The sequence below is a fragment of the Pseudomonas sp. NFACC02 genome, from assembly GCF_900110765.1.
In the GTDB taxonomy this organism is placed as follows: domain Bacteria; phylum Pseudomonadota; class Gammaproteobacteria; order Pseudomonadales; family Pseudomonadaceae; genus Aquipseudomonas.
In genome coordinates, this window is sequence record NZ_FOEO01000039.1 from 1 (window position 1) to 13,005 (window position 13,005).

Genomic DNA, 13,005 nt, shown 5'->3' on the forward strand with positions numbered 1-13,005 from the left:
CGTGGGAACGATCAGACGTGTCGCTCATCTGCGTCTGCCGAAGGCGTAGGAGCGCGGCTTGTCCCGCGATCTGCCGGGAACCGGCAGCAAAACCGGAGAACGCGGCATACCTGATACAACGCGGCGTCTGGATTTACTGCCGCCACGCGCCAGATCGCTGGCAACGCGAAACGCCATCCCGTCGCGCCTACACGTACTGCGTCTGCGACAGGTCCCTCATCGCCTCCACGGCGCCGGCTCGCCAATCAACTGCCCCTGCACCCCTTCGATCCCCATCTCGGCAATCACCCGATGTTCGCCCTCGGTTTCCACGCGCTCGGCGATCAGCGGCAGGTCGATGCTGTGGGCCGCGCGCTGCACCGCTTCGATAAACAGACGCTTGTGGCGTTCCTCATCGATGGCGCGGATATAGCTGCCGTCGATCTTCAGGTACGCCAGCCCCAGGTGAGCCAGGTTGCCAATCATGCTGAAACGCCCGCCGAACCGTTGCAGCGCCAGCGTGAAGCCTGCTTCCTGCAAACGACGCGTCAGCGTTTCCAGCACCGCCTGTTCAGGCAACTGCTCCTCTCCGATTTCGAACGTCAAACGCCCCGCCAGCTTCGGATGCTGACGCAGGGCATCAAAGACCTGATTCAACGCACCCGCGTCGTTCAATGTCGCCGCAGAGAGGTTGAAAGCCAGTGATTCGTCGTGGGTCTGAAGGTGGGCCAGTACCTGGTTGAGCATCAGCAAATCCAGTCGGCTCGACCAGCCAAAGCGTTCGACCCAGCGCAGGAAGCGCCCCGCCGCAATGGCCTCGCCCTGCTCGTTGACCAACCGGGACAGGACTTTGTAATGCAGCACCCGGCCGGTATTACCGGTTTCAACCACAGGCTGGAAGAACAGCTCGAAGCCGCCCGTCGCCAGCGCATGATCCAGCACCCGACGCCACGTATGCTCGTCGTCACCGCTGCTTCTGACGGCGCCGTTTTCAACGCAACTCCACGTTTGCTCGCCTTGCGTTTCGGCCAGGGAAAGTGCCTGGTCTGCCAGCCCCAGCAAGGTCAGCGGGGCATCACCCGGTGCGTAGGGCGCCAGGCCCATATGAGCCACAGGCGACACGTCCGAAGCCCCCGTTGCCCCCAGCGCTTGCAAAGCGATCTCCAGCTCGCGAGCCAGCGCCAGCGCTTCCTCCCGATCCATCCCCGGCGCCAGCACCGCGAACTCACCCCCGCGAGAGCGGCTGATGAGGTTGCGCGTCTCAGGGTATTTGTCACAGTGCTTGAGCAACAGCTGCGCCACCGCGATCAGCAACGCATCGGTACGCTTGCCGCCCAGACGCTGGTTCAAACCCGCCAGGTCCTGCACACGCAACAGCAAGAGGTAACCGGAGCGTTCTTCTTCCTGATGACTCACATGCGCCTTGAGCTGCATGTCGAAATAACGGCGGTTGGACAAACCGGTCAGACTGTCCTGATACGACTCCACGCGCAGACGCTCACTGCGCTCCGTGCTCTCCTGAAACAACGCCTTGAGCTTCTCGACCATTTGATTCATGGCCTGAACCACCCGACGCAGTTCCGGTGTACGCGGCAGGTCAGTGATGCTGACGAACTCCCGGCGGCCGATGGCTTGAGACTGCGCCACCATGTCATCCAGCGGACGCAACCGACGCTTGAGCAGCAACGCGCCCAGGACCGCACTCACCGCGCCACACGCCAGCAACCAGCCCAGACTGCCCAGCGCGCTCTGCCACAACTTGGCCAGCGCGAACATCGGATGACTCACCACCTCGACCCGAGCGGTCTGCTGCCAGCCTTTGCTGACAATCGCCTCGCCACCTGCCGGCTCCAGCCCGATCGCATTAATGAACCACTGCGGCACGCCCTGATTGTCCGGCGTCGCACTGCGCTCCACGATCACCGCATCGCTAGCCAGATCCACCACACGAATGCTGGCGTAGTAACCGCTGTCGAAGATCGAGGACACCATCAGCTCGACCATCGCCGGGTCGTCGATGTTCGCAGTCAACGACAACGCCAGCGAAGTCGCCGCATCCTGAGCATGCGAGCGCAACTGATTCACGTACTGCGCGCGCGAACTCTCCAGGCTGACAACAAAGCTGCCCGCAAACGCGACCGCCAGAAACAGACAGATAGCGATCAACAGCTGTTTGAACAGAGACATCAGTACTCCTAATTCTCGGGCTCGGTCGGAAAGCCTTCGGCGGTCATTTTCTTCAACACGTCCTGCCACCGGGACAGACGCTTGGTATCGCCCACTTTTTTATTGCCCTGCGCACCCGGCAGCCACAGGCCTTCAGCGTTGAAGGCATACACCGGCAACAGATCCTGTCGCTCGCTGGCGGGTTTGATTTCGTTAATGAGGCTGTCGAGGACCAACGGCATCGCGTTCGGGCTCGAATAATAGGTCAGCACCATGTGCGCCCGGTTCAGACGCAGTGCCTTGACGTACGTGATCAGCAACTTCTCACTGGGAACGCCCAGACGACGCAGGCTGAAATACTTGGCGATGGCGTAGTCTTCACAGTCCCCCGCGCCCTTGATCAGCGATTCGACCGGCGTCGCCCAATAATCGACCTCGTGCCACAGATCGATGTCTTCTTCATAGCGCATCTGCTTGTTGAAGAACCGGTTCACCACCGTCAGCTTGTCCAGCTCGCTGACCTGCTTCTCGGTCGAGAGCAGATTCTGCCACGCATCGATCCGCTGCTTCCCCGCGCCCAACGGCCCATACAACGCCTCGGCCCGACGACTGATCAGGGAAAAATCCCAATCGGCACTCAGATAGCCCGCACACGCCGTGCACGTCAGTGCAAGCGCCAGAAGCAACCAAAACCCAGGGCGCTTATGTGCTGAACGTACTGCCAATTCGTCTAGTCCATCAGGCAAATGGATAACCGGAAAGCGATGGTGACGGGTTGGGCGGGGAAAGACAATGGCGTAGTGAGATCATCTGATCATCGTCCCGTCGTAATGGCTGACGCGCACCCGAATCGCCGTTAAAGTACGGCCCCTGTTCCTCTTGAACCAGGCGCCACGCAGTTTATCCATGCAGGATTTTCACCCCCGGCAGCGCCTCTTATTTAATTTCAGAGATAACCCGACATGCAGGCAACTCCGCTCGCCATCCCGGACGTGATTGTGTTTGAACCCAGAGTCTTCGGCGACGACCGCGGATTTTTCTTCGAGAGCTTCAACCACAAGGTGTTTGAAGAGGTCGTTGGTCGCCCCATACGGTTTCTTCAAGACAATCACTCCCGCTCTGCGAAAGGCGTATTGCGCGGACTGCATTATCAGATCAGGCAACCGCAGGGAAAACTGGTGCGCGTCACCCACGGTGAGGTCTTCGACGTCGCAGTCGATCTGCGTAAAAGCTCAGCGACGTTCGGCCAATGGGTCGGTCTGCTTCTCAGCGCAGAGAACAAAAAGCAGCTGTGGATTCCAGAGGGCTTCGCTCACGGATTCGTGGTGCTCTCTGAAAATGCGGAGTTTCTTTACAAGACCACTGACTACTGGGCGCCAGAGCACGAACGGAGTCTGGCATGGAATGACCCAACCATTGGCATCGACTGGCCAATGGAACAGTCACCTGTGCTGTCAGCAAAGGACCAGAAAGCCGTCAGCTTCGAAGTCGCCGAAACCTTCGACTGAAACACGAAAGGGTATCGGCATATCGAAGCCGATACCCTCTCACTGCGGTGAGGGACCTTTGTATTACCCGTGCTGCGTCGGCTTGAGCAGCCCCATCAAGTACTGACCGTACCCGGTCTTCTTGAGCTTTTCAGCCTGAGCACCCACTTGCTCAGCGGTGATCCAGCCATTGGTGTATGCGATCTCCTCGAGGCACGCCACTTTCCAGCCTTGACGTTGCTCGATGGTGTGCACGAAATGGCTTGCCTCGAGCAAAGACTCGTGGGTGCCGGTGTCTAGCCAGGCAAATCCACGGCCCAGCATTTCCACATTCAGCGTTTTCTGTTCGAGGTATGCACGGTTGACGTCTGTGATCTCCAGCTCGCCTCGCTCGGACGGCTTGATGCTCTTCGCGATTTCGACGACCTGATTGTCGTAGAAATACAGGCCTGTCACCGCATAGCTGGACTTGGGTTGTGTCGGCTTTTCTTCGATGCTCAGAGCGCGTCCGCTTTCATCGAACTCAACCACGCCAAAGCGCTCGGGATCCGAGACGTGATAGCCGAATACCGTCGCGCCCGACGCTTGCTCACTGGCAGAGCGCAATTTGTCCGAGAAGTGCTGCCCGTAAAAAATGTTGTCCCCCAGGATCAGACAGCACGGATCATTGCCGATGAACGTTTCGCCGATGAGGAAGGCTTGAGCCAGACCGTCCGGCCTGGGCTGCTCGGCATAGGTCAACGCGATGCCGTACTGACTGCCGTCACCCAGCAACTTACGAAACGCCGGCAAATCCTCCGGCGTCGAGATGATCAGGATCTCGCGCATCCCCGCCAGCATGAGCACCGACAAAGGATAAAAAATCATCGGCTTGTCATAGATGGGAAGCATTTGCTTGGAGACACCCAACGTAATCGGGTGCAGTCGCGTTCCCGAGCCGCCCGCCAGAATGATTCCCTTACGGTTAGTCGTATTCATTTGTTCAGAGCTTCCATGAGCATTCGGGTTACACCACGTTGCCAATCCGGCAAGTGCAGAGAGAAGGAATCGCGGAGCTTTTCCGTGTTGAGCCGTGAGTTCAGCGGACGGCTTGCCGGTGTCGGGTATTCGGTGGTTGCTATCGGGTTGACGGCCTCCACCACCAGCGACTCGCCATGGGCACGGGCAAATTCGATGACAAACTTCGCGTACGCGTGCCACGAGGTATCCCCCGTTGGCGCCAGATGATAAATACCGCTGAGTTCGGGCCTGACCAGCGCCTGTTGAAGGGCCGCCACGGCCACATCGGCCAGCAGCTCGGCACCGGTGGGTGCGCCAATCTGATCAGCAATCACGTTCAACGATGACCGGTCTTTCGCCAGTCGCAGCATGGTCTTGGCGAAGTTGTTTCCGCGCCCCGCATAGACCCAACTGGTGCGGAAAATCAGGTGCTTGCAGCCTGAGGCCTCGATCATCCGCTCGCCTTCCAGCTTCGTGGCGCCGTAGTGATTGACCGGAGCAACGGTGTCGGTCTCTTTCCAGGGAGTTATGCCCTTGCCGTCGAACACATAATCGGTGGAGTAATGCACCAGCCAGGCGTCGAGACGCTTAGCCTCTTCAGCCATCACCTGACACGCCAAGGCGTTCACCGTTCGAGCAAGGTCGCGCTCGCTCTCGGCCTTGTCGACAGCCGTATACGCAGCGGCGTTGACGATGACATCCGGCGCAAAACTGCGGATCGTCTCGCGCAGGCCGACGAGATCGGACAAGTCGCCAACAAGGTTTCCATATTCAGTCGCCACGGGACAGCGATCCAGCGCCACGACTTCACCCAGCACGCTCAAAGCGCGTTGCAGTTCCCAACCCACCTGTCCGTTTTTTCCCAGCAGAAGAATCTTCATGCGTTATCAGCGCGCGCAGCGTAGTTCTTGTCGATCCACTGCTGATAGCTGCCGCTTTTGACATGCGCGACCCATTCAGGATTGTCGAGGTACCACTGCACGGTTTTCCGGATGCCCGATTCGAAGGTTTCTTCCGGGGTCCAGCCCAGCTCGCGCTGGATCTTGCTGGCATCAATCGCATAGCGCAGATCGTGACCGGGACGATCCGTCACATAGGTCAGCAAATCCGCATGAGGACGATGGGGAGAATCAGGACGCAGCTCATCGAGCAACGCGCAGACCGTGCGCACCACTTCGATATTCTGCTTCTCGTTGTGGCCGCCGATGTTGTAGGTCTCCCCGACCTCACCTTCGGTCACAACCTTATAGAGCGCTCGAGCGTGATCTTCCACATACAGCCAGTCGCGGACCTGATCGCCTTTTCCATAGATCGGAAGCGGTTTACCTTCCAGCGCGTTGAGAATGACCAGAGGAATCAGCTTCTCTGGAAAGTGGAAAGGACCGTAGTTGTTCGAGCAGTTGGTCACGATGGTCGGCAGACCATAGGTACGGGCCCAGGCCCGAACGAGATGATCCGAACTCGCCTTGCTAGCGGAATATGGGGAGCTTGGCTGGTAAGGCGTCGTTTCGGTGAACAGGTCCTCAGGGCCTTCGAGATCGCCGTACACTTCGTCGGTAGAAATGTGATGGAAACGGAAGGACGCCTTGCGCTCTTCGTTCAGCGACGTCCAGTAGCTGCGAGTGGCTTCCAGCAGCACGTAGGTTCCAATGATATTGGTCTGAATAAAATCTGAAGGGCCGCTGATGGAGCGATCAACGTGAGACTCGGCCGCCAGGTGCATCACCGCATCCGGTTCGTGCTCGCGCAAAACCCGGTCGAGCGCTTCGCGATCACAGATATCCACGCGCTCGAAAGCATACCGTTCATTCTTATCAACACTTTGTAACGATTCGAGGTTTCCCGCGTAAGTCAGCTTATCGAGATTGACGACAGCATTCGGGGTATTGGAAATGATGTGGCGCACAACTGCCGAGCCGATAAAGCCAGCGCCGCCGGTTACTAAAATCTTCACGCGAATTATCTACCTTGATCTGCCAGCAACGCTCCTTACAGAGGCTGCTTTTCATTTGCGTCAGGCCGGACAGCGACCCACCAACATTGAAAGCTGCGACGCCAGACGGCATGGCCTAGAGCCGCTAACCAGCGGGGGAGAATACAAGCTCTGTAGAGCTGTTCAAAGATGAATCTCAACCAAGCGACGGAATCACAGGGCCACCAGTAGTACGTAGGGCAACAACGGAACAAATGCTCAGCAGCCAGACTCATGGTAGGCTCGCCGACTATTTCACGGTGCACCGGTTAGATTGAGAACACGTATGGATATTGGCTTGAGCTGCACAGTCTGGGCAGGATGTAAACGTGCCGGACACCTGGATGGAATCGGGGTTTACACCCGCTCTCTCTGGCAAGCGATGGAAGACCTCAAGCAAGGCGAAGCGAAGGACATCACGATCAAGCCGTATGCGTTCGGGCGGAACCTGCCTGAGCTAGCGTGTGGTGTGCCTAAAACGTTGTCGGAGCAATTCCGGATTCAAGCCCTGCTCAGCGGTGTGCTCAATCGCCCTTTGCCCAACTCGCCCGCCATCCGACAAGACGTCGACATCTTCCATGCATCTGACCATCAGATACCCAATATCGCTGGCATACCCGTTGTGGCTACTGTCATGGACGCTATTCCCTTGATTCACCCGGAATGGATGAGGCAAAACTTCAAGAGCCTGAAAAGCTGGCTCTTTGCCAAAAGCGTTCAGAAGGCTGAGCATCTGATCACCATCTCCCAATACAGCAAGCTGGACCTTGTAGAGTACTTGGGCATTGCCCCTCAAAAGATCAGCGTGACGCCCTTGGGAGTTGACCCTGTCTATTTTGAACGTATACCGCTGGACGCCCGCGATGCGGTGCTGAAGAAGTACCATCTTGATCCGGGTTTCTTTTTATTTGTCGGGACCTTACAGCCTCGCAAAAATCTCCCGACGGTGCTGAAGGCGTTCAACGCACTGCCAGATGCTGTGCGTAAGGCCCACCCACTGATTGTCGTTGGCCGTGATGGGTGGGCGAATGAAAGCCTGCTACCTGAACTCAGGAAGCTGGAAGACAGAGGTGAAGGTCGTTGGCTCAAGTATCTACATCAGTCAGAGGTGCTTGTACTGCTCCAAAGCGCAGGCGCACTGGTCTTCGCCTCGCTATATGAAGGCTTCGGCCTGCCGGTGATTGAGGCGTTCGCTGCGCAATGCCCGGTAATTGCGTCGGATACGACCTCCCTACCGGAGGTCACGGGAGAAGCCGCATGGAGGGTCGATCCCAAGGATGTCGACAGCATCAAAGCGGCGATGCTGAACGTCTTGGGAAACGACGCTTTGCGAGCAGAGCGAATTGAGCTGGGCCTTCAACGCGCACGCCAGTATACCTGGCAAGCGTGTGCTCGGCAGACGCTAGCGGTCTACCAGAAGGTACTCGCTTCCCGCGACACAACGTGACGGGCTATCGACCTATTTGGCGCTGGAAACCTTCAAGTCTTTCAGCGCTTCGGAATCATCACCACCAAGCCACACATTCACACTGGCAACGCTTTCAGCAGACAACTTGCCTGCCCAGCGATTCAGGATGAACAGGTTGGTGATGAAGTCGTACTGCGACTTAAGCAGATCGCCCCGAGCCTTGAATTCATTCTGAACAGCCGTCAACACATCAACAGCATTGACCACGCCGTAAGTGAAGGCCTTCTGCGCCGCGATACTTGATTGCTTGGCAGAGGACAATGCATTCTGACCGGCACGTATTTTGTCTACGGCAGACTGCGCTGTGAGGTACGCATTGGTGGTCTCTTTCACCACCTGCCTGCGGACACCTTCCAGATCCTGCTCGGCTGCGTACTGGTCCTCATACAAACCGCGCACCCGCGCAGAGGTCGACCCACCGCTGTAGATCGGCACTTTGAGGCCAATAGTCGCCACATAGCTATCGCTCCGGGGCGTCAGTGTGTTGTCGTAACCCACGTCACTCTGTTGCGCCCCCAGGTTGAAGGTCACCGAGGGATAGTGACCGCCCTTGCCCTCCCGCACGGCCGCGTCAGCCGCTGCCAGATTGCTTTCATAAGCTTTGAGCCTGGGGTTGCTGTCCATCGCCTGAGCGATCCAGGTCTCCAGTGGCAATGTGGGTGCTTCAAGGGCAATGTCGTTGCGGATACGACTTAAGCGCTCATTGATCGGACGCCCGACGATTTCCGACAACGCCTCCCGAGTCAGACGGACCTGATTGCGCGCTTCCACCTCCTGCGCCACCAGAGAGTCGACGCGCGCCTTAAGGTCGAGCATGTCGGTGATCTTCGCCATCTGCTTGGCGTACATGGCATTGACCCTGTCCAGGCTGCCCTGCGTTGCGCGCCGCTCAGCTACAACGAGCTCCAGAGCGTCGTCGGCTGCCAGTGCCGCAAAATACCGCTTGGCCAGATCGACCGTCGCCTCTGCCTGAGCGTCCTCAGACTGCGAACCCTTCTGCAGCGTGACACTCTTGGCCTTCTGGTAACGCTCCCACGCCTCTTTGTTATAGATGAACTGCGTGAGATTCAGCGAGTAACTTTTGTTGTCATAGATTTCCCGCGAGGCTTCATCCTTGCGTAATATCCTGTTGAAATTGCTGTTGGCCGTCACCTGAGGCAGTAAACCACCGAACGCTTCACGCTCTTGTTCGGCGGCGGAACGGGCGTGTGCGTAGGCGGACAGGATCCGAGGATCTTCAAGCCTGGACTCCTTGTAGAGCGTCATCAGATCCAACGCATAGGTCGAGGCACTAACCTGTTGTGGCGCCACAGGCTGAGCGGCATAGATGTCAAAAGCCAATAAACTCAGGAACAGACCGGGAAGAAAACGCACTGCTGTCATTCCTCGATCATCGACTTGGCAAACATGTTGTTAGCCGGCTTCAAAAGATACTGCAGCATCGTTCGGCTACCAGCGTTGATCAAGACTTCAGCGGGCATGCCGGGCTGTAGCTTACGATCACCCAGCCGCTGCTTACCTTCGTCCGTCAGCTTGACTCGAACCAAGTAATAGCCTTCACCGGTTTTCTCATCGGTCAGCCTGTCAGCCGAGATACGCGTCACCTCGCCCTGAATAACCGGCGTCGTGGCACTGTTGAACGCGCTGAAACGGATATCGGTGTGCTTGCCCAACGTGATCCGGTCAATGTCATTCGTGCCGACATGCGCTTCGACCACCAGTTCGGACGACTCAGGGACAATGTCCAGCAATGGCGTCGCCGCGCTAACCACGCCACCGATGGTGTGGACCTTCATGTCGAGAACCATACCGTCCTCCGGCGCCCGGATGACGACGCGAGACAGTCGATCCTTCAGTGCGGCGGCCTTCTCCTGCAGGTCGAACACCTGGGCCTGCACGTCACTTAAATCTTTGGCCACATCAGAACTGAATTTCTGATTGAGCTGGACGATCTGCAACTCCGTCTCGTTGATCTGTAGACGGGTTTTGGTAATGGTCGACTGATGATCGGCAACTTCGGACTTGAGCATGTCCAGCTTGCGCTCCTGCTCAAGCAGACGCTGCTTGTCCACAAAGCCCTGACGCAAGAGATCTTTAAGCTCGGTAATCTCACCGCTGTAAGACTTTTCGAGATTGACCTTTGTCGCGATCATTTCATTGAGGCCAACAATCTGTTGCTTCAACTGCCCTATGCGCTCTTGCTGCACCGAAATCTCGCCCAGGCGAGCGACATGACGAGCCTTGAAGACCTGCGCCTCACCATTGATGGCCTCGCGCGCGCGGTCACTTTCTTCTCCCTTGATCACCAGAGGCGGAATGGACGGAAGATCGTCACGTTCGGCCCTCAAGCGGGCCTCTTTGGCTTGGGCAGTAATCAACTGGTTGCGAGTGGACTCATACTCGGAACTCAATTGCGAATCATCGAGGATGATCAACGGATCGCCTTTGCGTACGGTATCTCCATCCCGGGCGAGAAGTTCTTTTACGATGCCGCCTTCCAGATGCTGCACCGTCTTTCTGTAGCTCTGTACCGTCACGATACCAGTGCCGTAAACCGCGTTGCCCAGTGGGGCAAAGGCGGCCCACGTACCGAACAGTCCAAAGGTCACCAACACAATCGTCATTCCGACTCGGCGAATTCCCCGGTCGGAAGTGGGCATGTCGGCAGAGTGCTCGTCGAGCACAGTCATTGAATTACTGCTCATTCACGAATTCCTTTCAAGCGCTGGGCTGTTCTTCGCCGGTTGTCGTTGCCGCGACTCTGGGCTGAGCCTGACCTTGCGCTTTCGCTTGAGCTTTGGCTTGCTGCTGAGCCAGCTCGGCTATGACCTGATCACGGGCCCCGTACATGCTTAAAGTGCCGGCACTGAGCACCATCACACGGTCCAGCCGGGACAGGATATTGGGTCGGTGAGAGATAATGAACACCGTAGCGCCAGTTTCCTTGATTTTCTGCAAAGCAACGCTTAGCGCGCGTTCACCGACTTCATCGAGGTTGGAGTTGGGTTCGTCGAGGACGATCAGACGTGGGCTGCCGTAGACCGCGCGCGCCAGACCTATGCGCTGACGCTGCCCGCCCGAAAGATTGACGCCCTCGCTACCAATGACAGTGTCATAACCGTCGGGTAGCTGCAGAATCATTTCATGAACACCCGCGATTCGAGCAGCCAGTACGACTTGCTCAGGATCGACCTTGGTAAATCGCGCAATATTATCGCTGATGCTGCCTTCGAACAGCTCGATGTCCTGCGGCAGGTAGCCAAGGTGCGGCCCTAGCTCACGTTTATCCCACGCACTGATGTCAGCACCGTCCAGGCGGACCGTTCCGTGCTGCGGAGGCCAGATGCCGAGCAAAGCCCGGGCCAGTGTCGATTTCCCCGCAGCGCTAGGCCCGACGATGCCAACGATGCTGCCCGCCGGCGCGACAAAACTGATGTTGCGAATAACCGCTGCCTTCGCTCCTGGCGGGGCAACGACAAGATTTTCGACCTGAATGTGGCCTTCCGGGGCCGGCAAAGACATTCGCTCAGGCTCGGAGTGGAGCTTCTGGAGGGTGTCGTTCAAACGCTGATACTGCATGCGTGCAGCGACAAAGCCTTTCCAGCTGCCGATCATCTGATCGATGGGCGACAGCGCTCGCCCCAACAGCAGCGAGCCCGCCATCATCAAACCTGGATTGATCTCATGGGTGATGACCAGATAGGCACCAGCGGCCAGCATCATTGACTGGGCCCAGTTGCGGAAAGTTTTAGAGATCGAGGTCAAGATCCCGCCTTTATCACTGGCAGCCGATTGCAGCACCAGCACTCGGCGCTGCCGCGCGGCCCAACGGCCCATTAGTGTGTCGAGCATACCCATGGACTCGATCACTTCGGCATTGCGTAGATTCTTTGTGGTCTGAAGGTTCGCGGTAATGCTCTGCTTGTTCGCCTCGGCCAATGCATTACTGGTGTAACGGTGGTTAAGGTACGCAAGGCCTACCAACACGACCGCAGCGCCTACTGTCATCCATCCGAACCAGGGATGAAACATGAACATCACGGCGGTATAGATCGGTAACCAGGGCGCATCGAAAAAGGCGAATAACCCGCTGCCCGTCAGAAACTGCCTGAGCGAGGTCAAATCGTTCAAAGACTGCGCGGAAGCGTCCATGCCTCCACTGCTGAGCGCTCGTTTGAAGCTTGCCCGATAAACATCACGGCTGAGCAAGACGTCCATCCGATTGCTGATGCGAACCATGATCCTTGACCGTACCCATTCCAAAGAACCAAGCGTCAACATCAGCACGGTCAGGATGAGGGTCAACATAATCAGCGTCGAGGTGCTGCTGCTTGGCACCACTCGCCCCGATATCTGGATCATGTAGAAGGTCGGAACAAGCATCAGCGTGTTGACGAACAGGCTGAAAAATCCAACCGATAGGAAGCTACCTTTGCAGACCCTAAGGGCGGCTTGAAGGTTGTTTTCGTGTGAGCGACTCATGGAATCCATTACTGATGAGATAGGGCTGCGAAAGCGCGGGAGTGTATCACTGACCTGAGTCATAAACAGCATTAAAGGGCCATCAAACGAGTCGCCGTCTGGCGGATTTTCGTGAAGTTTTTTTTAAGAAAAGGAACTCGACGCGTAAGGACCGCAACTTTGCTTCGTATGTAAGAGAAATAGTTCCGCACATTTATAGGCATCCCGACGAACTGCCTTAGATACGTATCTATATGTTGCCCGACATGCCTACAGATTAGCCAAACAGTCGTGAAGCACCTCCAAAACCAGATTGTTTACCGGGCCAAAATGTAAGCTATGACCTGTCAACGCCTGCCTCGAGCACCAGCGCAATTGAAGCGTGTACTCGCTATCCGCCCGCCCAAACCAGCGCATCAACCACCAAAACCTGCCTCAAAACGATCAAAAAACACACGCATTTTCTCAGCACG

General features: G+C 57.1%; 10 protein-coding genes. 2 read left to right on the forward strand and 8 right to left on the reverse strand.

Translation table 11 applies throughout. The features are described from left to right. Positions 1–216 precede the first annotated feature (216 nt). Positions 217–2,166, reverse strand: coding sequence for a cyclic di-GMP receptor LapD (gene lapD / locus BMY73_RS22520; protein ID WP_092409879.1), 1,950 nt, complete (start codon positions 2,164–2,166; stop codon positions 217–219). 8 nt (positions 2,167–2,174) lie between these two features. Beyond that, positions 2,175–2,870, reverse strand: a complete 696-nt coding sequence (lapG, locus tag BMY73_RS22525) for a cysteine protease LapG (RefSeq protein ID WP_062385009.1) — start codon at positions 2,868–2,870, stop codon at positions 2,175–2,177. Between the two features lie 237 nt (positions 2,871–3,107). Between lapG and rfbC the strand changes: the two genes are divergently transcribed. Next, positions 3,108–3,653: a dTDP-4-dehydrorhamnose 3,5-epimerase gene (gene rfbC, locus BMY73_RS22530; protein WP_092409881.1), complete on the forward strand. Its 546-nt coding sequence runs from the start codon at positions 3,108–3,110 to the stop codon at positions 3,651–3,653. A 63-nt stretch (positions 3,654–3,716) separates the two neighbouring features. On the opposite strand, the gene rfbA is transcribed toward rfbC, so the two are convergent. The 3 genes from rfbA to rfbB are packed head-to-tail and all read right to left on the reverse strand — an operon-like array spanning position 3,717 to position 6,585. Beyond that, positions 3,717–4,610, reverse strand: a complete 894-nt coding sequence (rfbA, locus tag BMY73_RS22535) for a glucose-1-phosphate thymidylyltransferase RfbA (RefSeq protein ID WP_092409883.1) — start codon at positions 4,608–4,610, stop codon at positions 3,717–3,719. After that, entirely contained in the window at positions 4,607–5,512 is a 906-nt protein-coding gene (rfbD, locus tag BMY73_RS22540; RefSeq protein WP_092409885.1) for a dTDP-4-dehydrorhamnose reductase, read from the reverse strand. Before rfbD ends, rfbA begins: the two co-directional genes overlap by 4 nt. Continuing rightward, the gene (gene rfbB, locus BMY73_RS22545) at positions 5,509–6,585 is read right to left on the reverse strand and encodes a dTDP-glucose 4,6-dehydratase (protein ID WP_092409887.1); all 1,077 of its coding nucleotides are present in this window, start codon (positions 6,583–6,585) and stop codon (positions 5,509–5,511) included. Before rfbB ends, rfbD begins: the two co-directional genes overlap by 4 nt. 304 nt (positions 6,586–6,889) lie before the next feature. Here rfbB and BMY73_RS22550 point away from each other — a divergent pair, with 304 nt between their 5' ends. Continuing rightward, positions 6,890–8,050, forward strand: coding sequence for a glycosyltransferase family 4 protein (locus BMY73_RS22550; RefSeq protein WP_092409889.1), 1,161 nt, complete (start codon positions 6,890–6,892; stop codon positions 8,048–8,050). 12 nt (positions 8,051–8,062) lie between these two features. Here the strand turns inward: BMY73_RS22550 and BMY73_RS22555 are convergent, their stop codons facing one another. The 3 genes from BMY73_RS22555 to BMY73_RS22565 are packed head-to-tail and all read right to left on the reverse strand — an operon-like array spanning position 8,063 to position 12,553. Beyond that, complete coding sequence (locus BMY73_RS22555) at positions 8,063–9,454, reverse strand: TolC family outer membrane protein (protein ID WP_092409891.1); 1,392 nt, start codon at positions 9,452–9,454, stop codon at positions 8,063–8,065. Continuing rightward, on the reverse strand, positions 9,451–10,776 hold the full coding sequence (locus BMY73_RS22560) for an HlyD family type I secretion periplasmic adaptor subunit (RefSeq protein ID WP_092409893.1): 1,326 nt from the start codon (positions 10,774–10,776) through the stop codon (positions 9,451–9,453). The genes BMY73_RS22555 and BMY73_RS22560 overlap by 4 nt, the downstream gene beginning before the upstream one ends. Before the next feature lie 13 nt (positions 10,777–10,789). Then, positions 10,790–12,553 (reverse strand): type I secretion system permease/ATPase, encoded by a 1,764-nt coding sequence (locus BMY73_RS22565; protein WP_092409895.1) that lies wholly within the window; start codon positions 12,551–12,553, stop codon positions 10,790–10,792. Between the last annotated feature and the right edge of the window lie 452 nt (positions 12,554–13,005).